Annotated in this window: 23 protein-coding genes; 12 read left to right on the plus strand and 11 right to left on the minus strand. The window is 51.9% G+C overall.

What is annotated here, in order from left to right:
• Positions 1 to 38: 38 nt before the first annotated feature.
• Together KNP06_RS06260 and KNP06_RS06265 are read right to left on the minus strand one after the other, a co-directional pair.
• Complete coding sequence (locus KNP06_RS06260; RefSeq protein WP_214788284.1) at positions 39 to 839, minus strand: formate/nitrite transporter family protein; 801 nt, start codon at positions 837 to 839, stop codon at positions 39 to 41.
• 95 nt (positions 840 to 934) lie between these two features.
• On the minus strand, positions 935 to 1,321 hold the full coding sequence (locus KNP06_RS06265) for a VOC family protein (RefSeq protein ID WP_034780480.1): 387 nt from the start codon (positions 1,319 to 1,321) through the stop codon (positions 935 to 937).
• An 81-nt stretch (positions 1,322 to 1,402) separates the two neighbouring features.
• Between KNP06_RS06265 and KNP06_RS06270 the strand changes: the two genes are divergently transcribed.
• The 3 genes from KNP06_RS06270 to KNP06_RS06280 are packed head-to-tail and all read left to right on the plus strand — an operon-like array spanning position 1,403 to position 4,688.
• Positions 1,403 to 2,521, plus strand: a complete 1,119-nt coding sequence (locus KNP06_RS06270) for a GTPase (RefSeq protein WP_214710753.1) — start codon at positions 1,403 to 1,405, stop codon at positions 2,519 to 2,521.
• Between the two features lie 12 nt (positions 2,522 to 2,533).
• Entirely contained in the window at positions 2,534 to 3,676 is a 1,143-nt protein-coding gene (locus KNP06_RS06275) for a YcjF family protein (RefSeq protein ID WP_034780484.1), read from the plus strand.
• A 49-nt stretch (positions 3,677 to 3,725) separates the two neighbouring features.
• Positions 3,726 to 4,688, plus strand: coding sequence for a 2-hydroxyacid dehydrogenase (locus tag KNP06_RS06280; protein ID WP_214710752.1), 963 nt, complete (start codon positions 3,726 to 3,728; stop codon positions 4,686 to 4,688).
• A 46-nt stretch (positions 4,689 to 4,734) separates the two neighbouring features.
• Here KNP06_RS06280 and KNP06_RS06285 read toward each other — a convergent pair whose 3' ends face one another.
• From KNP06_RS06285 to mgsA, 4 genes are all read right to left on the minus strand, one after another.
• Positions 4,735 to 5,508, minus strand: coding sequence for a YflT domain-containing protein (locus KNP06_RS06285; RefSeq protein ID WP_214710751.1), 774 nt, complete (start codon positions 5,506 to 5,508; stop codon positions 4,735 to 4,737).
• Between the two features lie 13 nt (positions 5,509 to 5,521).
• Complete coding sequence (locus KNP06_RS06290) at positions 5,522 to 6,037, minus strand: YflT domain-containing protein (RefSeq protein ID WP_214710750.1); 516 nt, start codon at positions 6,035 to 6,037, stop codon at positions 5,522 to 5,524.
• A gap of 112 nt (positions 6,038 to 6,149) precedes the next feature.
• On the minus strand, positions 6,150 to 7,073 hold the full coding sequence (locus tag KNP06_RS06295) for a hypothetical protein (RefSeq protein ID WP_251129622.1): 924 nt from the start codon (positions 7,071 to 7,073) through the stop codon (positions 6,150 to 6,152).
• The gene (gene mgsA, locus KNP06_RS06300) at positions 7,054 to 7,467 is read right to left on the minus strand and encodes a methylglyoxal synthase (RefSeq protein ID WP_214710749.1); all 414 of its coding nucleotides are present in this window, start codon (positions 7,465 to 7,467) and stop codon (positions 7,054 to 7,056) included. The genes KNP06_RS06295 and mgsA overlap by 20 nt, the downstream gene beginning before the upstream one ends.
• A 226-nt stretch (positions 7,468 to 7,693) precedes the next feature.
• On the opposite strand from mgsA, the gene KNP06_RS06305 reads away from it, so the two are divergent.
• Both KNP06_RS06305 and KNP06_RS06310 read left to right on the plus strand, forming a co-directional pair.
• Complete coding sequence (locus KNP06_RS06305; protein ID WP_214710748.1) at positions 7,694 to 9,481, plus strand: mechanosensitive ion channel; 1,788 nt, start codon at positions 7,694 to 7,696, stop codon at positions 9,479 to 9,481.
• A gap of 113 nt (positions 9,482 to 9,594) precedes the next feature.
• Positions 9,595 to 11,073, plus strand: coding sequence for an HD domain-containing phosphohydrolase (locus tag KNP06_RS06310; protein ID WP_214710747.1), 1,479 nt, complete (start codon positions 9,595 to 9,597; stop codon positions 11,071 to 11,073).
• Between the two features lie 38 nt (positions 11,074 to 11,111).
• Here the strand turns inward: KNP06_RS06310 and KNP06_RS06315 are convergent, their stop codons facing one another.
• Positions 11,112 to 11,414, minus strand: coding sequence for an AzlD domain-containing protein (locus KNP06_RS06315; protein ID WP_138860152.1), 303 nt, complete (start codon positions 11,412 to 11,414; stop codon positions 11,112 to 11,114).
• Positions 11,411 to 12,139, minus strand: coding sequence for an AzlC family ABC transporter permease (locus KNP06_RS06320; RefSeq protein WP_214710746.1), 729 nt, complete (start codon positions 12,137 to 12,139; stop codon positions 11,411 to 11,413). Before KNP06_RS06320 ends, KNP06_RS06315 begins: the two co-directional genes overlap by 4 nt.
• Before the next feature lie 112 nt (positions 12,140 to 12,251).
• Between KNP06_RS06320 and KNP06_RS06325 the strand changes: the two genes are divergently transcribed.
• Positions 12,252 to 12,953, plus strand: coding sequence for a CBS domain-containing protein (locus KNP06_RS06325; protein WP_131471717.1), 702 nt, complete (start codon positions 12,252 to 12,254; stop codon positions 12,951 to 12,953).
• Here the strand turns inward: KNP06_RS06325 and KNP06_RS06330 are convergent.
• A complete protein-coding gene (locus KNP06_RS06330; protein ID WP_034780505.1) occupies positions 12,936 to 13,271 on the minus strand; it encodes an antibiotic biosynthesis monooxygenase in 336 nt (111 codons plus the stop codon). The two genes, KNP06_RS06325 and KNP06_RS06330, sit on opposite strands and share 18 nt — an antisense overlap.
• Before the next feature lie 78 nt (positions 13,272 to 13,349).
• The gene (locus KNP06_RS06335; protein WP_214710745.1) at positions 13,350 to 14,189 is read right to left on the minus strand and encodes a M15 family metallopeptidase; all 840 of its coding nucleotides are present in this window, start codon (positions 14,187 to 14,189) and stop codon (positions 13,350 to 13,352) included.
• A gap of 200 nt (positions 14,190 to 14,389) precedes the next feature.
• Between KNP06_RS06335 and KNP06_RS06340 the strand changes: the two genes are divergently transcribed.
• Positions 14,390 to 14,608 (plus strand): hypothetical protein, encoded by a 219-nt coding sequence (locus KNP06_RS06340; protein ID WP_034780509.1) that lies wholly within the window; start codon positions 14,390 to 14,392, stop codon positions 14,606 to 14,608.
• Between the two features lie 61 nt (positions 14,609 to 14,669).
• Entirely contained in the window at positions 14,670 to 15,140 is a 471-nt protein-coding gene (locus KNP06_RS06345; RefSeq protein ID WP_214710744.1) for a hypothetical protein, read from the plus strand.
• Positions 15,141 to 15,157: 17 nt separating this feature from the next.
• Here KNP06_RS06345 and KNP06_RS06350 read toward each other — a convergent pair whose 3' ends face one another.
• Positions 15,158 to 16,264: a glycerol dehydrogenase gene (locus KNP06_RS06350; RefSeq protein WP_034780513.1), complete on the minus strand. Its 1,107-nt coding sequence runs from the start codon at positions 16,262 to 16,264 to the stop codon at positions 15,158 to 15,160.
• Positions 16,265 to 16,637: 373 nt separating this feature from the next.
• Here KNP06_RS06350 and KNP06_RS06355 point away from each other — a divergent pair, with 373 nt between their 5' ends.
• The 4 genes from KNP06_RS06355 to KNP06_RS06370 all read left to right on the plus strand — a co-directional run bounded on the left by KNP06_RS06355 (position 16,638) and on the right by KNP06_RS06370 (position 19,003).
• Positions 16,638 to 17,297, plus strand: a complete 660-nt coding sequence (locus KNP06_RS06355) for a type 1 glutamine amidotransferase domain-containing protein (RefSeq protein WP_034780515.1) — start codon at positions 16,638 to 16,640, stop codon at positions 17,295 to 17,297.
• A gap of 109 nt (positions 17,298 to 17,406) precedes the next feature.
• Entirely contained in the window at positions 17,407 to 17,832 is a 426-nt protein-coding gene (locus KNP06_RS06360) for a DMT family transporter (RefSeq protein ID WP_214710743.1), read from the plus strand.
• 11 nt (positions 17,833 to 17,843) lie between these two features.
• On the plus strand, positions 17,844 to 18,515 hold the full coding sequence (locus tag KNP06_RS06365) for a Crp/Fnr family transcriptional regulator (protein WP_084592951.1): 672 nt from the start codon (positions 17,844 to 17,846) through the stop codon (positions 18,513 to 18,515).
• 11 nt (positions 18,516 to 18,526) lie between these two features.
• The gene (locus tag KNP06_RS06370) at positions 18,527 to 19,003 is read left to right on the plus strand and encodes a DMT family transporter (protein WP_214754368.1); all 477 of its coding nucleotides are present in this window, start codon (positions 18,527 to 18,529) and stop codon (positions 19,001 to 19,003) included.
• Positions 19,004 to 19,066 lie beyond the last annotated feature (63 nt).

A 19,066-nucleotide genomic window follows, 5' to 3' on the forward strand; every position in this document is an offset into this window, starting at 1 on the left:
CAACAACAGGGGCCCTGCTCACCGGGGCCCCTGTCTTTTTATGCGTTTTGACGGATTGATTCGATTTTTCTCTCGGTAGGTTTTGCGTTTAAATGGACGTACGTCCCGGCGACGAACAAGGCGCCTCCGACGATGTTGCCGAGTGTGGCAAAGACGAGATTGTGCAGCGCGAGACCGATGTTAATCGCCTCGGACGGCACATAGTAGAGCGCGAGCCCGAAGATGCCCATATTGGCGATCGAGTGTTCGAAGCCGGCGGCAAAAAAGACGACGACCGGGAGCATCGTCAGCATGATTTTGGCGACATCGTTCTTCGTTTTCAGTGGCATGAAGATGGCGATACAGACGAGGATGTTACACAAAATCCCTTTCAAGAAAATCGCGAGTACGTCTCCGCCCATTTTTTTCGCGGCGACGACCGATAACAGGTGGTCGGCACTGACGTCGCCCATGCTATGGGCACCGATGACGAGCCCGACGAGGATGAGCGCACCGACCAAGTTACCGAGCCAGCTGATGCCCCATACGGCCGTTAAATCGCGCCAGTCGACACGTCCGCGTTTCGCGCCCGTATACAAATACATCGTATTGCTCGTGAACAGCTCTCCGCCCGTCCAAACAATGAAGACGAGGGCAACCGAGAAACTCATCCCCGCGAACAGCATCGTTCCTGGCACATCGATGAACATGTTTCCGACGGAGAAGGCAAAGACGACCCCAATTCCAATCAGAAAACCGGCGACGATGGAGCGGAGTGCGTAGTGACCGAACGCGTGACGCAACAACGTCGCTTTTTTATAGGCGGCTTCTTCCATATACTCGACAGCTTGTTTTTCCATTTGAACACGGCCTCCTTTAGACAACTTAAGTCTAGGAGGTCTACAAAAAGTTTGCAATTGTTTTCACAAACTTTTTTGAAAGCCGTTTCAACTGTTCACATCGTTGCCACGAGTTCGACTTTCATCCGGTCCGGATCTTCAAAGTAAAGCGCGGTGTAGGACGGTCCTCCGGCGTGCGGGAACCGATCGGCGTAGAGCTCGGTGAATCCGTGCTGTGTCAGTTCTTCACGGAAACTTACGAGTTGCTCAATCGACTCGGCGTGGAAGGCGAGATGGTTCAACCCGGTCTTCTTGCGATGGTACGGCGGCTCGAGATAATCGGCCTCGGTTTGGACGAAGACGAGATACGTATCGCCGAAACGATAACTCCTTCCTTCTTCCCATTGTTGGTAGACGGTATAGCCGAGCTCAGTGAGGAGCCAGTCCCACGCCATGAGGCTCTTGTTCAAATCAGAAACGTACAGTTCGACATGATGTAACATCGGTCTCATCCTTCCGTCGGACGTTTCAAATTTGTCCGTTTAGTATAATGGTTATTATATAACGAATGCAGGGGGAACCATATGGACAACACGGGGCTTGTCTCGAACATATTGATTGCGGGGAAGACCGGGGTCGGCAAGAGCGCTTTTTTAAATTATATTTACGGGCGTGATGTGGCCGAGTCACGTGCCGGCAGCCCAGTGACGGCGGAAGGGCTGCATGAATATGAATACTATGACCTTGAGCGAGGCATCTTCTTCCGTTTCTTCGATACATGGGGACTTGAGGCGGACCGATCCGACGAATGGCATGAGGCGGTATTGTCCATCGTCAATCAACGGGAAGGTGCACTCGATATCGCCGATTGGTTCCATACGATTTATTACTTACTGTCCATCAACTCGGGACGCGTCGAGGCGTACGAGTTAGAAGCCATTTTAAAACCGCTCTATGCGAAGCGAAGCAACGTCACGATCATCTTGACGAACTATAACCCGGACAGTGCGATGAACGTCGAGAAGGCGGAGGCGATGGAAGCAGTCCTCATGCGCGAGCTCGGAATTTCACGGGATGCGATGATTCGCGTCAACAGTGTCGAAAAGAAGTTGCTCGGTGGACAAGTCGTGCCGTATATCGGATATGAGGCGGTATGGCAACGTAATCGGACCAACCTCTGGAAAGACGTCGAACGAAAACTGCCACACAACTTGACGCGTCATTTATTGACCGAGTTAGAGGCGTGGCGCGCCCGAAGCTATCGTTCGGCTGAAACGATCCGCATGATCACCCCGCAAGTGATGATCAGTTGGAAAGCCCGCCAAATCGAAAAAGACTTGGAACAAACACTCGAAGCGGCCGCCGAGACCACAGAGGCCGCGATGGCCCAAGGTGTTCGTCACTACATTCAACTGATGGAGCGTTATCCGCTCGTCGGTGCCCCGTCTGACCTTGTGTTCAAAACACGCCGGGTCGAGCTCGGGTTTGACTATTCATTCAATCGCACCGTTCGGAAGATGGTGCTCGGGATGATCCCGGGCGTCCACTTCATCTATTGGGCGTTCAAACGGAGGACGGCGGAGCGAGGTATCAAAAAAGCTGTCGATCAGCAATACGAGTTGGTCAAACAGACGATTGAGCTGGATGTGCGCCGTGGTTTCGAGGAAGAGATGCGACGGCTTGGCCGAACGCTCAATCAATGAGGAGGAACTGACATGGAGAAAAAAGTCCCATTCAATTTGGATACGTACGATTTAAAAGAAGAACTCGACCGGTTGCGCGGAAAAGTAAAAAAACCGAACATCTTGATCGCGGGAGCGACCGGGTCGGGCAAAAGTTCCGTCGTCAACCACGTCTTTGGTCGTGACTTGACGAAAGTCGCCGCCGGCGAGCCGGTGACGCGCGGGATCCATCAGTTCATGAGTGACGACATCGCCATCGTGCTTTATGACAGTGAAGGGTATGAGATTGGGAGTGCCCGGCAACAAGCATATGCTGATGAAGTCATCGGTTTCGTCGAACGGGCCCAGACGAAAGGAGCGGCCGAACAAATTCATCTTGTCTGGTATGCCATCAACGCCTCGATGAAACGGGTCACGCCGCTTGATCGGGCGCTCATCAAACAATTGAACGAAGCGACGTCGGTCGCGGTCTTGTTGACGCAAATCGATCAAGTCGACCTAGATGAACTGACGGCGCTCCGAAACGAGTTAGTGGACGTTGTCCCGGAACAGGCCGTGTTCCAAGTCAGTGTCGCTGAAGAGCTGTTGAATGACCAAGAACTTCGGAACCATCTCGATTGGGAGCGTCTCGTCACCTGGTCTGTCGAACAACTCGACCAATCGCTCCAAGAAGGACTGCTCATGGAGATTCACGCAGAGAGCGAGGCGATGCTCAAGCTGAAACGGAAGAAAGCGAACCGGATCATCTCGGGTTATGTCGCCAGTGCCGGGACGGCGGCGGCGGTCCCGCTCCCATTCGCCGATGCGATCGCGCTCACGCCGATTCAAGTGACGATGAGTGTTCACTTGTTCCGTTATTGGGGTGTGAAAGCGAATGACGATATGTTGAAGACGCTGATTGGGAGCACGATCATCCCTCAAATCGGTCGGGCGCTCTCGAAGACGATTTTATTGAACGTCATGAAGTTCTTCCCAGGGGCAAACGCCGCCGCGAGTGTCATCAATGCGACTGTCGCGTCAGGCATCACCTGGGCGATCGGGCTCGCCATCAACGAAGTTGCGTACCGGAACGCGATGGACTCATCGAAAACAATCGAGCAACTGCTCAACAGCGACTTCGGCTCGCTATTCGAGCAGTTCATGGAGCAAAATCCAGTAACGAAAAAGAAACCTTGATTCGACACGTTTGATAAACTGGTCGAGACAAGACAAAGGGGGAGACGGAATGAAGAAACGCATTTACATTACAAGACGGTTACCGGAAGAAGCAGTGGCGCCACTGCGAGACAAGTACGAGGTCCGCATGTGGGAAGAAGAAGCGAAGAGCGTCCCGCGCGACGTCTTGTTGAAAGAAGCGGCGTCAGCGCATGCGCTCTGGACGATGCTCAGTGATACAATCGACCGGGAAGTGATTGAACAGGCTTCGCAACTCGAAGTCATCTCGAACTTGGCGGTTGGCTATAACAATATCGATCTTGGAGCGGCCAAGGAACGCGGCATCGTCGTGACGAACACGCCGGACGTGTTGACAGAGACGACGGCCGACCTCGCGTTCGGATTGATGATGATGACGGCACGTCGGCTCGGGGAAGCAGAACGCGATTTACGAGACGGCGAATGGAAATCGTGGACGCCGATGGGTTACGTCGGGATGGACTTGTACCGGGCCAAACTCGGGATCATCGGCATGGGTCGAATCGGGGAAGCAGTCGCACGTCGGGCCCGCGGCTTCGACATGGATGTGTTGTACCATAATCGGACGCGTCGCCATGAATCGGAATCGATGTATGGCTTCGTCTATGCGGAACTCGACGAGTTGCTCGAACAGTCCGACTTCGTCGTCGTCCTCGCGCCGCTCACCGAAGAGACACGTGGGATGTTAGGCGCAGAGCAGTTCGCGAAAATGAAAGAGACAGCGGTCTTCATCAACGTCGCTCGTGGCGAGATTATCGATGAGACGGCGCTCTATGAAGCACTGAAGGAACGGCGGATTTGGGCGGCGGGACTTGATGTGTTCGCTAAAGAACCGGTGGCGATGGACCATCCACTCTTGACGCTCCCGAACGTGACGACGTTGCCGCATATCGGCAGCGCCTCCATCAAGACAAGGCTTGCCATGATGGCGCTCAATCGGGAAGCCATCGTGAACGTGCTCGAAGGAGAAGAGCCGAAAAACCGATTAACGTAAAACAAGGACCTGACCGGGTTGCGGTCAGGTCCTTGTTGCATCTTGGTTAGAAACGGCGGATATTGTCTGGATCTTCGTAATCGTTTCGGAGGGCCCGGTCATCGAGTCCACGCAACTTGTTCTCACGGTCAGTCAACTCGGATTTTTTATCCAATTTGTCCTGCTCGGGGTCGACGGCCCGGTTCGGATTGTCGGCCGTCGATTCGTTGAACGGTTTCGAATCGATTTCTACACCATCAGACGTATGGCGATCGTCCCGGTTCGCGTCACGATGTTTCGGGTCATTATATGGCTCCGAATCAATCTCCACACCATCGGACGTGTGATGATCTGAGCGGGTCGAACGGGTCGTGTCAGATTTCGGATCATTATACGGCGTCGAATCGATTTCAAGCCCATCGGCCGTATGGTGGCCTTGGTGACTCGTATCGTGTCTCGAGTCGGTATAAGGTGACGAATCGATCGTCAGCCCTTCATTATGACGACGCTCGAAATCTTCATCCACACAGATTAAAATCTTTCCAGCCTCGACATCGCTGTAGTGGCGCTTCACCTCGTCTTCGCTCAAGCCCATATTGCGAAGTCCGGCATGGACGTCCTCATGTCCGCTCAAGAAAGCCCGTACCTTATCAAACCAGCCGGCGTGGTGTGCTGCTTCGGTATGGACGTCCGTTTGACGACGCAAAATCGAGACGTTATCTTCATGTTTGGCGACGACGTAGATGTCTGAGTCTTTATAGCCCTTCGCACGCAACTCCTCGACTTTTCCGAGTGCCGCGTCCTGTGTGTCATACATGCTGATAAACCGTTTCTCACTCATCTTCGTTTCCTCCTTATAATCGCCGGTGGTCTTCTAGACCGGAATGTCCGCGGACGATCGGGTCCTCTTTCGTACCGCGAGGTTCTTCGTCGTGATCATTGAATGGCTTCGCGTCGAAGGCGATGCCATCCGCTTCTTCCCCTTTATCATGGTCGAGTTCACTATCTTTCTTATACATATTCGGATAGCGTTCGTATGAGTGTTTATCGATGTAAAGCAATAATTTGCCGGCATCGATCGACGTATAATACTCTTCAGCCTCCGCATCACTGAGTCCCATGTTCCGCAATTCATCACGAATGCGGTCACTGCCGTGAAGGAACGCTTTCACACGGTCCAGCCAGTTGACATCACGAATCCCCGATTCGGCGTTCACATCGGTATGGTAGCGCAAGGCGGAAATTTCCCCGTCCCGCTTGGCCACGACATGCATGTTTTTCTCTGCTTCCCCAGCTTGTTTGAGTTCATTCACCTTATCCATGACTTCTTGCTCGTTATGGAACAACCCAATAATTTTACGATTCGACATGTTGTGCCTCCTTCGATTTCGTTTCATTTTTAATTGACGTCACGCTATTAGTAATTTCCGTTCTAGCAAAGGTTCAAACAAAAAACGCCATCTCCTAGAGAGAATGGCGTGATCAATAATAAATCATTAACGTCTCATTGCCGAGGTGGCACCGCGTGTTCTTCCAGACGAACTCGATCAATGTCCACATGGCCATGAATCCACTGATTGCTAGCAGAATGAGTGCATACACAGGCGTCAATTGAATCAAGAACGACCATCCGAGCGAGAACAGGATAGGTTGGGTCAATAACACGAAACCGACGTACAGGGCTATGATGAGCAATGCGAAGACAATCCGTCGTCCTAGCGTTTGGAAGTGGTGACGGAAACGGGTCAATAGGCCAAAGATGGCACCGGTCAATAGAACAGGGAGGACGAAGCCGAAATAATCGAGCGGGTAAGGCGTAGCGGGTGCCGTGAACAAGCGCAGACTGAACACATCATCCATTACAAGCAATAAGTTGGCGTAGGCGAATGCCAAAATCATACCGAGTAGCCAACCGAATTGATTCCAGACGCGACGAGATGACTTGATTGCCTCAATTTTCGTATAGGCTAAAAAGGAGACATCACGCATCTCGACATCCTGGAGCTTGACTTGAACTTCGTTGAGCCGCTCAATCGCCCAATCGAATTCCCGATTCGCCTGCGCTTTCTCATGAGGTTTCAATTCATCCGTCGTCTCAATCATCATATGGTAGCGACGTTGGTATTCTTCGTTTGTCGCCGGTTGTTCAATTAAAAATCGAGCATAGTCGTGCGGGTTTTGTTTCGTGAGTCCTTCGAGAGGCTGCCCGTTCTTTTCCGCCTGTTGAATATAGCCGGCTAAACTGTCAAGCAAGCGATCGGCTTGCTGCTTGTCATCTAATAAGTCGTTTAAACGCGTACGGACTTGATCGTAAAACTGTTGAACGACCGGGTCGTTCGATACGTGTGGTTTCAGAAAAATTCCTCTCTTCTTCTTGATAAGTTGTTCATACTGGTGGTTTGTCATTATGGGTCAAGGTCAGCGATTCAAAATCGCCTTGCTCGATACTGCGGATGAGAATCTCACTTCCGCCCATGTTAGTGGCCAAAGGGATGGAATAGACATCACAGAGACGCATCAAGGCACTCACATCAGGTTCGTGCGGTTGAGCCGTCAATGGGTCACGGAAGAAAATAATCATGTCCATCTCACCCCGGGAGACGGCGGCACCGATTTCTTGGTCTCCGCCGAGCGGGCCCGACTGAAAGCAATGGACGGGCAATCCTGTCGCCTCGGCAATGCGCTTACCGGTCGTGCCAGTGGCGAACAGATGATGTTTTTCCAAGACATGAGCGTAGGCTTTCACAAGTACGATTAAATCATCTTTCTTCTTGTCATGGGCAATTAGGGCGATGTTCATCTTACTTCCTCCTCCAAAAGACTTCTTCTTTTAATTCGTATCACATTTGACCTAGAAAGACACGCCTTCTTTCTTTAAGAATGCTTTCTGAAAAAGCTGTTTTCCCATCAAGTCTTTATCGGGAAATAGGAAATGGCAAGGTTTAAAGAGATGAAAATGTTGGTATTTATACAAAGAGTCAAATAAATTAAATCATTTTTAAAAAGAGATGGGAGGAAGATGTTAAATGAACAATACTACTTATAATTTCAACACGTTCATGTCATGGCTGCCTGAGCTTTTGCTCGCATTGCTTATTCTTGTCGTCGGATTCATTTTGGCGAAAGTTCTAGAAAACGTGACGCGCAAAGCGCTTCGCAAAGCACGCCTTGACGACCGTGTAGGGGTAAAACAAGAAGGTGAACCCGGAAAGCCTGCAAGAGAGGAAAAGCGGTGGACGCCTGAACGCATCATCGCAAAAGTCGTCTTCTTCGGCGTACTGCTTCTCGCATTCTTAATTATCTTTGAATTCTTGAACGTACCAGCTGTCGCTCAACCGTTCAGTCAAATCTATGCCGGCTTCTCTGGCTTGATCACAGGCGTGATTAAAGCAGGTCTCATCCTGCTCGTCGCATGGATTATCGCCACGCTCTTGAAGAAAGGGATTCAAATGGCAGGTCATCGTCTCAACTTGAACAAGTTGATGGAGAAGACAGGCCAAGAGTCGACGAGCGTCAATCAGACGAAATGGGTCGACACAGTCGCCAATATCGTCTTTTACCTTGTCCTATTGTTAGTTCTTCCCGCGGTACTCGATGCGCTTGGGTTACGAGGCATCAGTGGTCCGTTTGAAGACTTGTTGAACAGTTTCCTCGCATTCATTCCAAAACTTGTCGCTGCAGCCCTTATCTTCGCGATTGGTTATGTCGTTGCGAAAATCGTCCGCGATATTTTGACGAAGTTCTTGGAAGCGGCAGGTCTTAACCGCTTCGCCGAGAAACTTCACTTGGCTGATTACGTGAAAGGGTCAAGTCTCGCGAAAGTGGTCGGTACGATCGTCTTCATCTTGATTATGATCCCGGTCACGATTTCAGCGCTTGAAGCGCTCGATATTCGCGGAATCTCGGATCCAGCCATCTCGATGCTCAACGACGTCTTGGCAATGATTCCAAATATCATCGTGGCCATCGTCTTGATTCTCGCAGGTGTCTTCCTTGCTAAATGGTTGAAAGGCGTCGTTGTGTCTCTCCTTGAGAATTTAGGCGTCAACTCACTCGCTAGTAAGATGGGTCTCGGTGGTCGCTCGTCGTCATCGACATCAATCGCACAAGTGATCGGAACAATCGTTCAAATCATCATCATCTTGTTGTTCGTATCGGAAGCACTTCAAGTCGCGAACCTCGACTTTATGGCTTCACTCGCAACAGCCATCTTTGCTTACTTGCCAATGGTCATCGCAGCCATCGTCATCTTGGCGGTCGGTTTCTGGCTCGCGAACATGGCAGAGCGTCTCGTCGGCAGTGTGCTCGTAGATGGAGCTGGTCAACCGAGCGTCTTGCGCTACGTCGCGAAGTACGCGATTCTTGGAATCGCCTTCTTCATGGCGATCAGCCAACTCGGCATCGCACCGATAATCGTCAATACGGCATTCTTGCTCATCCTCGGTGCGGTTGCGCTCGCCTTCGGCCTTGCCTTCGGTCTTGGCGGACGTGAGACAGCGGCTCGATACTTGAAGAAAGCTGAGAAACGAATCGATGAGACAGAAGTATCGAAAGAAGGTCTCGAGCAAGAGAAAGCCCAAATGAACCAAGAAGCCGAAGCTGCGAAGCGACAGGCGAAACAAGGTATGGAGCAGTCGAAGCGTGAAGCGGATCAAACGAAACAAGAGTTGAAACGTGAAACGAATCGTCCGCAAGCCTCACAATCTGACGTGACGAACGTGGACGGTCCAGAACCGAACCCGTTCCATGACAACGTCACGCCAGATCAAGACAATCGTTCACTTGATGACAACGAAGGTCCACGTCGTCCGTAACGGTGAAGGACGGGTCCCTAAAAAGGGGCCCGTTTTTGTATTTCTGTAAAAAAGTGTCACTTTTGTCGATATAATAAGAAAGAGGTCGACGAAAAGGCAGGAGTGAGGGGAAGATGTACCAACGATTTCAACACACATTAATCATGAATTACATATGGGGTTCAGGCATCGCCGTGTTCGGTGTCGGGGGGCTGTTTATCTTTCAGACGCTCGATTTATCCAAGACGGAGATGCTCATCCTCTTGGCTACCATGGGGCTGTCCGGGATGATGATGATTGGGCTTGAACTGCTTCTTTATCGACGTCACATCCGACCGATCCGTCGTGTGTTTCAAACAGAGACACCAACGTATGAGGAGCTTCAACAGGCGTTCGATCAAACGAGTCACTTTCCTACGTTGACGGTGAAACGGATTCTCGGTCCGCATTTGTTCGGTTTGTCCGTGCCGGCGATGAGTATGACGGCACTCGCCATCGAACAAGGGTGGATTGACTTGCCGTATCGGTTGATTGGCTTGGCGGCGTTCGGTGCTATTTTAATCGCCACCTTGCATGCGTTGATTGAATTCTTTTTGACCTATCGCTCGGTTGAACCGTTGTTGCTTCAGTTGCAGGAGATGAGCGGAAACTTGTACGGGCGGCCGCTCCAAGCGACGTATCGCTCCATTAGCGTCCGGACGAAACTATTGATCAGCATGCTCGTCATCGGTGTGTTCCCGGTCGCATTGTTCATCCTCGCGTCCGGGGTGCAACTGTCGACTGTCAATCAGGTCGATGCATACTGGCAGTGGGCGGCTGTGATTTTAGTCGTTATCATCGGGGTCGCGACGTTTAGCAGCTTTTTGCTGTATGACAACATCAAACGTCCAATCAGTGCATTAACCGAAGGGGTCGCCGCATTAGATGCCGGACGATTGAATCAGATTGATAACCCTTACTCGGATGAGTTCGCCCAACTCGTCACGGGCTTTAATCAGATGGTCACGAACGTCACGTATCGAGATGCGGAAAACGAGCAACTGTTGAACAGTCTGTTCGTCTTGTTCGCTGCAACACTCGATGCCCGGGATTCGTATACGGCCGGGCATTCCGAGCGAGTCGCCGCCTATTCTGTCGAGTTGGCACAGGCGCTCCAGTTGCCGGCCGGACAAATCGAGCTGCTCCGCAAATCGGCGCTACTCCATGATATCGGGAAGATTGGTATCCGTGACGATGTGTTGTTGAAAGAAGGGAAGCTGACGGATCATGAGTTCGCGCAAATTCAAGAACACCCGACCATCGGAATTCATATTTTGAATCAAATTTCCCTACCGGCTGCGTTACAACCGATATTGGCAGGTGTCCGGTCCCATCATGAACGGATTGATGGGCGCGGATATCCGGATCGGTTGGTCGGAGAGGAGATTCCGCTCTTCGGTCGTATCATGGCAATCGCCGACGCATATGACGCTATGACCTCTGACCGTCCATATCGGGACGGGATGCCAGTCGAGAAGGCTCTATCGATTTTAGAGAGCGGTCGCGGTACACAGTGGGATCCGGCGTTCGTCGATGTATTCATTAGGTTACGACGTCAGGCCATCTCTGCTTAAACAAACAGGTCCGCCCCACAATTGGGCGGACCTGTTTGTTAAAGGAACGTTTCAATGAGATACACCCCGACGATGCCGCCGATGACGACGAGCATCAAGTTGACCCGAAGGAATGCGAGCGTTGCGGCGACCACCCCACCCGCTAAAGCTGACGTAAGACTGGTCGTTGCCTGCAGGATGCCCGGGAAAATGAGACTGGCGAGCACCGCATAAGGCGTGAAGAGTAAAAACCGCTTCAAGAGCGGAGGTAATTTCAAGTCCCGGAGCCAAAGCAGCGGCACGAGTCGCGGGATATATGTGACGAGCGCCATAGCAAGGACGAGCAACAAGAGGCTGATCATGTTTCGTCATCCTTATACAGCAAGGCTCCGGCTCCAGCGGCGACAATCGTGGCCAAGATGATGCTCAAGCCGGACGACAGCGGGATGAATGGAGAGACGCCGAAGTAGAGAATGGCTTGAGTCAAGACGGCGATTGCAGCCACGACGATGACCGGTTTGCGGGTAAGGGATGGGACGAGTAGGCCGATGAACATGGCGTACAAGGCGATGCCCATACTCGCTTGGACCGAGGCGGGCAAGCCGAAGGCGAGAAAGACGCCAATCCATGTTCCGACGTTCCAAGCCAAGAAGGCGATTAGGTTTAGCCCGAGCACAAAGTGACCGCGCGTCGACTCGTCACGCGTCGAGGCGACACTGAACGTCTCATCGGTCACGCCGAACGCGATGGCAGCCAGAAATCGATTCGAGGTCGTCTCGAGACGCTGGGACAACGACGCCGACATAAGGAAGTGCCGCAAGTTCAGGATGAACGTCGTCAAGATAATCTCCCAATACATCGAACCGGCCATGATCAGTTGGACGCCAATAAATTGACTGGCGCCGGCAAAAATGAATAAAGACATGGCGAGCGTGATGACGTTTGGCATATCGAATGATTTCGCAAGCAGCCCGAAAGCGATGGCAATCGGGATATATCCGACAGCGACCGGTATACCGGCCCGCATGCCGGAACGGAAGGCGTCCTTATTCGGGATCGGTGTCATTTGCGAGACCGGAGTTGCCATGAGAACCCCTCCATTTCAGAGATGATTAGTTGTGGATTCGAGATTGGGTCACGCTTTCCTGCTCGAACCCGAAAAAAATAGGGTATATATAGGCGATAAGGAGTGTGAATATATGAGTCGTGCAGAAGAATTTATCGCATCGTATCACCGGATCGAGGATCATTTGAGTCGCGAGATGGGGGACGGCCAGCATTTCAGTTTCAGCAACATGGTCAATCGTCTCGCCAAACATAATCCCATTATCGAACGCTACAAAGAAGATTTACATCAGATGAGTCAGTTGCGCAACGCCATCGTCCACGAGCGGCGTGAGCCGGATTTCATTATCGCCGAACCGCATGAATCGCTCGTTAATTTGATTCTCGAGGTGGAGAAAGAACTCCTTCATCCGCGTCAAGTCATCCCGCTGTTTCGTAAAATTGTGACGACGTTCGACGCCGATGACTCGTTGGTCGACGTCCTCGGTGAGATTCGAGATAAGAACTACTCGCAGTTCCCGGTCTATAACCATGACGGGTCATGGCGCGGGTTATTGACAAAAAAAGGAGTGACCAGCTGGCTCGCCGAAACGGTCAACGGGCCGCATGTGTCACTCGAAGGCATTCAAGTCAAGCACGTGCTCCATCACGATCCGCACCTGCGACGATATCGGTTTATCGCGAAAGAGACATCGGTCATCGAGGCACACCATCATTTCATCAACATGAAAGACGGGGTCCGGCTCGATGCGTTGTTGATCACTGAGACGGGACAAGAAGATGAACCGCTGCTCGGTATTATCCGACCGCAAGATATTTTATACGTCATCGGTTGAGGCGCCGTGCTCGATGGCGACCTCATATTGGGTGACCGTATTGCCAAGGACGATGGGCTTCACTTCAGAAGTGCCGTCGTCCCGTTTTTTATGGGCATGTTTATACGCTCCGCTATCGCGCCAATTCTCAAAGCTCGCCGCATCGCGCCACGTCGTCATGATGACGACTTGATCTTTCGTCTCGTCCGACGTATCGGTCAACACTTGCATCCGAACGAACCCATCCATCGACTCGATGCCTTTCGTCGTCTGGAAACGGGCCGTGACCGCAGCGACTTTCCCTTTTTCAACGTCTAGTTTGTTCATGACAATCCACATGCACATGTCCTCCTCTGCGATATCGTACGCGTCCATTATACCTTGAACGCATTCAATGAATCGCTCGAGATGCTCGCGTCAACGTTTCGCCCACCAGTCCTCGAACGTCCAGTTTTGTTGTTTGATTGTGGTCGCTTCTTTTACACCGACATAACGAAGATGCCACGGTTCATAATTGTAGCCGGTGGTCTTCTCTTTGCCTTTCGGATAGCGAACGATGAACCCGTAACGGTGTGCCTGTTGGAGCATCCATTTTCCTTCAGGGGTTTGGTCGAACGAGGCATAGAGCCCCATCCGCATCCGTGCACTCGTCATATCGACGGCGAGTCCGGTCTGATGTTCGCTATGGCCGGGACGGGCGACATGTTTTGAGGCGTATGCCGTGCCGCGGGTATTGACCCAATACGTGTAAAGTGATTTTTGCGTGGCATAGGAGCGATAGGCACTGAGCGCATACAGCGTATGTCCTTCTTTTCGACCGGCATAATAGAGACGAGCGAGGGCGTGAGCGGCTTCAGCGGCCATGAGGGTGCGTTCGCTTCCTTTTGTATAGACGGTCGGGATGGTCAACGTGACGAGTTGACGAGAGCGATACGTGCTCGATAGTCCGTGTTGTTTATTGACGAGTCGAAGCCGTTCTGTAGCCGTAAGTGTTGGGATCCCGGCTTTCAAATTACTAGACGGAGTGTAGTAGCGTGTGCCATTGATGTAGACGTTCGACCAGCTTCGGTTGTATGTCGTGTAGCGGACAGGCATATTGGTCAAAAGCGTCTTGGCGACCGGAGACGATTGCATCGCCCGCCAATACAATTTCGTCGTCTTGATGGTATAGCCTGGCTGAGGTGAAGGCGTCGCGGCAAAGGTGGACGTGGTGGGGAAGACGAGCAACAGGACGAGGAGTACACGGATGAGCTTCACAGGAAAGACCCCCTTTTTGCTGGATAGTCTTCTTTTCCCGGTTTTTGAGGGGATGAAAAGAAGAGAAATTGGGGAATAGTGAACAGGACTGTCTCCGCCTCTTGACCTGCTTCCTGTATTGCGCGAGCCCGATGTGATGGAGAGCGGGAAGTAGTACACTGAATGTAAGAGGATGGTTGAGACTAGAAAGGAGTGAGCGTATGGAACTCATTTTTGGTTTACCGTTATTGTTGCTCGTCTTGTTCTTCGCCTTTTTGTATTTCAACATCAAAGGGTTATCGAACATGTGGAAAGACTATGATCGGACGAAATCGATGATGCCGCTCGGGTTCTTTATCGTCGGGATTATCGGGATCTTCACCGGCGTTTGGACGTGGCTCGTCATCTTGATCTACTATGCAGTCCGTCCGAAAGCCTGACCTGACACCGTGTGCGAAAGCGCATGGTGTTTTTTTGTTATACTGGGGGTGAGGTGTTGTCATGGAGAAATTGATCAAGGCGTGGTTCATCATCACGCTCATAACGTTTGTATTATTCAAACTCGGCGAGACGATGACTGCCGCCTATACAGAAACGGCGGGTGAAGGGAATCCCTACGTGCTCGTCTTGGTCATCGGTTGGCCGTTCGTCCTGTTGTTCATCTGGATTACGATTCGGCTTGCTCGGCGTGCGGTCGAATCGGTTCATCGCCTGGGACGAGTCGGTCTTTTAGCCGGAAGCCTCGTGATGGCGGGAATCGGTCTATATATCAACGCCGGTCAAGCGGCTTCGCTCCGGGCTGGAATCCGTGCTTCTGAGAATGCGGCGTACGCCTCAGGATGGAACCAGTTCACGAACATCATTTATGCGAACCAATTGACGTTTTTCGTCTTGACGGTCAGTTGCATGGCAATCGGGGTAGCGTTTTCCTTCGTCACGCGAAAACAAACGAACGAGGAACGGCTCAACTAGCCGTTCCTCGTTCTTGTTCACTGCAATTTGTTTTGATAGAGACGAGCGTACCGGTCGGCCGCGATGATGGCATCGGCCACTTGTTCAGCGGTCACATCGAACCCACTATGAATCGTCTCACCTTCCGCCGTTGCCGCTTGACCGACTTTTAGGATGTCTTCACGGGAAGCGTCTTTCAACTTCACGTCTTCGAGTGTGACCGGCAACTCGAGCGCCATATACAAGGCGACGTAGCGGTCGAACTCTTCCTGCGTTCGGCCTTCGAGCGCAAGTTGGACGAGTGTGCCGAACGCGACTTTTTCCCCGTGCGTCAAATGGTGGATGTCTCCGTGGAGGGCGGTGAAGCCGTTATGAATGGCGTGGGCCGCTGCGAGCCCGCCGCTTTCAAAACCGAGACCACTTAGAAGTGTGTTCGCCTCGACGACGGACTCGAGTGCCGGAGTGACGACTTTGGCCTTCACCGATTCATAAGCAGGGATTCCGTAATCGAATAGCACCTCTTCGCAGCGTTTGGCGATGGCTTCCGCCGCAATCGTCGGGACACCACCCGCCATCGTTTTGCCACCGAAGGCGAGGACGCTCCGGACTTCGACCCATGTCGCGAGCGCATCGGCAATCCCCGAGGCGAGGAATCGGGCCGGGGCCTCGGCGATCAATTTCGTATCGACGAGGACCAAATCCGGGTTCTTTTTATAGAAGCGATAGCTTTCAAAGTTTCCTTCATCCGTATAGATGACGGACAAGGCGCTCGTCGGGGCATCCGTTGAGGCGATGGTCGGGACGATGACGATGCGGGCATCGAGTTCGTCGGCGACAGCTTTCGCCGTGTCGAGCGTTTTTCCGCCGCCCATTCCGATGACGAAAGCAGTATGGCTCTCTGCTGCCGCTTTGGCGATCCGTTCAATCTCGTGACGGGACGCTTCCCCGACAAAATCGGCCTTTTCTGCGTTCACGCCGCTCGACTTGAGTGAATCGGTCACCCGTTCCCCAATCAAGCGCCAGACGATGTCATCGGCAATCAAGAGAGCCTGTGATCCAAAATGGCTAACGTGCTCCCCGATGCGATCGATTGTATTTTTTCCTTGCACGTACTTGGCCGGACTGATAAATACGCGTTCTGACATATTCAACATCCTTTCTAAAGTAACCGTGACGACAGGACAACAGTAGGTTTGTTCCCGATACAGCCCCTCCTTCAAACAGTCCTACATGTGACATCTCGGTGAAACTGCTTTGGACTTCCTTCACAACCCGCCAATAATCACGAGTAACACAATCAAAGCGACGACGGCAAGAAATCCCCAGTCGAGTACATGCTTCATCACGGTCGTTCCCTCCTGCCAGCTGATGAGACCAGTATAGATGGTGGATGGATTTCTGCCGTTCTAAAAATAGGACCGGGTCAAAAAAAGAGTATCGTTAAGGGTTACAAGGTTTGAATGAACTCACAGCGGGAACAACTCTTTCGTATGCTTAATTTAGAAGGAGGAATTTGCAATGTCTAAACATGTACTGATTGTCACGACTTCTGCGAATCAACTGGAGAACGGTCACGCGACAGGGCTTTGGCTCGAGGAGTTTGCTGCACCGTATCTTCAATTCGAGAAACAAGGTTATAAAGTCACAGTAGCGAGCATCGAAGGTGGAGACGTGCCAATCGATGCGAATAGCTTAGAAGGCGATTTGCCGCAAGAGGTGTTGGATACGAAACACCTGTTGAAAGATACGGCGCGACTCGATCAAGTGGCCGATGACACGTATGACGCAGTCTTCCTTCCGGGAGGACACGGTACGGTCGTTGATTTCCCGAACAGTGAAACGTTACAGCGTGTCATCCGTGATACGTATGAAGGCGGAAACGTCGTCGCGGCCGTCTGTCATGGACCGATTGGACTCGTCAACGTTAATTTGAGCAACGGAGATCCGCTCGTCAAAGACAAGCGCGTGACAGGATTCACGGATGCCGAGGAACGCGAGATGCAGCTTGACTCAGCGGTACCTTTCCTCCTTGAATCGGCGATGCGCGAGCGCGGTGGAAAATTTGATGGCGCAGACAACTGGGCTGTCAACGTAACGGTCGACGAACGTCTCGTTACCGGACAAAATCCGCAATCTTCAGAACAAGTCGGGGCAGAAATCGTCAAATTGCTGGGATAATCCCACAGACAGCTTAGGTTACTCCTAAGTTGTCTTTTTTTCGGACATATGTCCTTTTCAAGCCTTCTCATCTCACGTAAAGTCAGACGAGGAGATAGGAGGAAATCGGATGGGTCTGTTATTTGCCGTGCTTTCGGGCACGTTCATCGCATTGCAAGGGATCTTTAATGCCAAGCTCGGCTACGCGGTCGGTGCTTGGATGTCGGTCACGGTCGTTCACCTCATTGGTCTTGTACTTGCTCTTCTCATTTATGCGTTCAAGCGGGATGCAGACATGACGGCGTTTCGGCGCGTACCTTGGTACTATAGCTTGGGCGGTCTGTTCGGGGTGTTTGTCGTTTTCGGAGAACTGACCGCTATTCAACAGCTCGGTGTGACTTGGGCGATCTGCGTCTTGCTCGTCGCCCAATTGATCGGGGCGTTTTTGATTGATGTGAACGGATGGTTTGGTGTGAAACGGAAACCGCTCAACCAAGGTCAGCTCACAGGACTTGCCTTGATGGTCGCCGGGATTGGCATTTACACGTTCACGTAAGGGGGAGACGGATGAAAGTAGAGGCAGCACTAGAACGACTCGGGTGGGCCCACCTGTTCTCGGAACAAACATTAGAGGCATCGACGATTGTGACGTATCCGTCCGGAGCGATGCTCTGCACGAACGATAACCCGATCGAGTCTCTCTTCGTCGTGTTAGAAGGGCGTGTCAAAATCTATACGTTGAGCGAGGAAGGCAAGTTGCGCTTGCTCCGTTTAAAGATGGCCCCAACATTGATTGGGGATATCGAATACGCCAGCGGACGCAACGTACTCCACACGGTCGAGGCGGTCGGGGCAGTAACCTGTCTGCGCGTGCCGTTTGATGTGCTCCGCACGCATAACCGAACGATCGAGTTCACGGAGCATCTTCTGCGCGGCGTATCTGAGAAACTGTTCATCGAGGCGAATGCCTCGTCGAACCATCTCATGTCGACACTCGAAGAACGATTGGCGGGATATCTCGTCTCGCTCAGCGAATCAGGGAACGACTTGTTCCAAGACGAGATGAGTCAGTTGAAACGAAAAGAAGTGGCGGAATGGCTCGGGACGAGTTATCGTCATTTGAATCGGACGTTACAATCGTTCGCGGATGAAGGGCTCGTCGAAAAGACGCGGACAAAAGTAACGATTTTAGATGCGACTCGATTAAAAGAACGTGCCAATGGCATGTTGTACGAATAAGGAGGCAACTCATGATAGTAGGAATCATCTGTTCGGCGGTAGCCGGCGCATTTATTAGTGTACAAGCTGCAGTCAATGCCAAAATGAACGCCCATCTAGGGGCATGGGCGACAACGGTGCTCGTTTTCATTGTCGGCTTGCTTGGATCGCTCGTCCCACTCGCTTTGTTCGGTGGTAATGTTCACGGCGTATTCGAAATCTCGCCGATATACGCGCTCGGTGGGTTGCTCGGGGTCGGTGTCGTCTTCTGTGTGATGCGAAGCATTCAATTGCTCGGACCGACGCTATCGGTGTCCATCATTCTCGTATCTCAGTTGATATGGGCGCTCGCCGTCGACCTAACGGGAGCGTTCGGGATGCAACAGTTGTCACTGTCCCCAGGGCAGGTCATCGGGTTGATGGTGTTGCTCTTAGGCGTCATCGTCTTCAAACAATCTCAAGCGGCGGCCCTGCATCAGGAAGGCGCACCCGAAGCCACTTCACGTTGAAGGGGCTTTTTTCTTGAGTGAAACGGGTACAGGTGAATAACAAATCTCTGATATGATGAGATT

The organism is Exiguobacterium sp. s21, from assembly GCF_018617975.1.
Lineage (GTDB): Bacteria > Bacillota > Bacilli > Exiguobacteriales > Exiguobacteriaceae > Exiguobacterium > Exiguobacterium mexicanum_A.

Coding starts and splice junctions, on each gene's coding strand:
- KNP06_RS06270 (WP_214710753.1), top strand. CDS start 1,403: ATGGACAACACGGGGCTTGTCTCGAACATATTGATTGCGGGGAAGACC.
- KNP06_RS06340 (WP_034780509.1), top strand. CDS start 14,390: ATGGAACTCATTTTTGGTTTACCGTTATTGTTGCTCGTCTTGTTCTTC.
- KNP06_RS06280 (WP_214710752.1), top strand. CDS start 3,726: ATGAAGAAACGCATTTACATTACAAGACGGTTACCGGAAGAAGCAGTG.
- KNP06_RS06330 (WP_034780505.1), bottom strand. CDS start 13,271: ATGTGGATTGTCATGAACAAACTAGACGTTGAAAAAGGGAAAGTCGCT.
- KNP06_RS06260 (WP_214788284.1), bottom strand. CDS start 839: ATGGAAAAACAAGCTGTCGAGTATATGGAAGAAGCCGCCTATAAAAAA.
- KNP06_RS06370 (WP_214754368.1), top strand. CDS start 18,527: ATGATAGTAGGAATCATCTGTTCGGCGGTAGCCGGCGCATTTATTAGT.
- KNP06_RS06295 (WP_251129622.1), bottom strand. CDS start 7,073: ATGACAAACCACCAGTATGAACAACTTATCAAGAAGAAGAGAGGAATT.
- KNP06_RS06325 (WP_131471717.1), top strand. CDS start 12,252: ATGAGTCGTGCAGAAGAATTTATCGCATCGTATCACCGGATCGAGGAT.
- KNP06_RS06310 (WP_214710747.1), top strand. CDS start 9,595: ATGTACCAACGATTTCAACACACATTAATCATGAATTACATATGGGGT.
- KNP06_RS06305 (WP_214710748.1), top strand. CDS start 7,694: ATGAACAATACTACTTATAATTTCAACACGTTCATGTCATGGCTGCCT.
- KNP06_RS06350 (WP_034780513.1), bottom strand. CDS start 16,264: ATGTCAGAACGCGTATTTATCAGTCCGGCCAAGTACGTGCAAGGAAAA.
- KNP06_RS06285 (WP_214710751.1), bottom strand. CDS start 5,508: ATGAGTGAGAAACGGTTTATCAGCATGTATGACACACAGGACGCGGCA.
- KNP06_RS06315 (WP_138860152.1), bottom strand. CDS start 11,414: ATGATCAGCCTCTTGTTGCTCGTCCTTGCTATGGCGCTCGTCACATAT.
- KNP06_RS06320 (WP_214710746.1), bottom strand. CDS start 12,139: ATGGCAACTCCGGTCTCGCAAATGACACCGATCCCGAATAAGGACGCC.
- KNP06_RS06290 (WP_214710750.1), bottom strand. CDS start 6,037: ATGTCGAATCGTAAAATTATTGGGTTGTTCCATAACGAGCAAGAAGTC.
- KNP06_RS06365 (WP_084592951.1), top strand. CDS start 17,844: ATGAAAGTAGAGGCAGCACTAGAACGACTCGGGTGGGCCCACCTGTTC.
- mgsA (WP_214710749.1), bottom strand. CDS start 7,467: ATGAACATCGCCCTAATTGCCCATGACAAGAAGAAAGATGATTTAATC.
- KNP06_RS06355 (WP_034780515.1), top strand. CDS start 16,638: ATGTCTAAACATGTACTGATTGTCACGACTTCTGCGAATCAACTGGAG.
- KNP06_RS06360 (WP_214710743.1), top strand. CDS start 17,407: ATGGGTCTGTTATTTGCCGTGCTTTCGGGCACGTTCATCGCATTGCAA.
- KNP06_RS06345 (WP_214710744.1), top strand. CDS start 14,670: ATGGAGAAATTGATCAAGGCGTGGTTCATCATCACGCTCATAACGTTT.
- KNP06_RS06265 (WP_034780480.1), bottom strand. CDS start 1,321: ATGTTACATCATGTCGAACTGTACGTTTCTGATTTGAACAAGAGCCTC.
- KNP06_RS06275 (WP_034780484.1), top strand. CDS start 2,534: ATGGAGAAAAAAGTCCCATTCAATTTGGATACGTACGATTTAAAAGAA.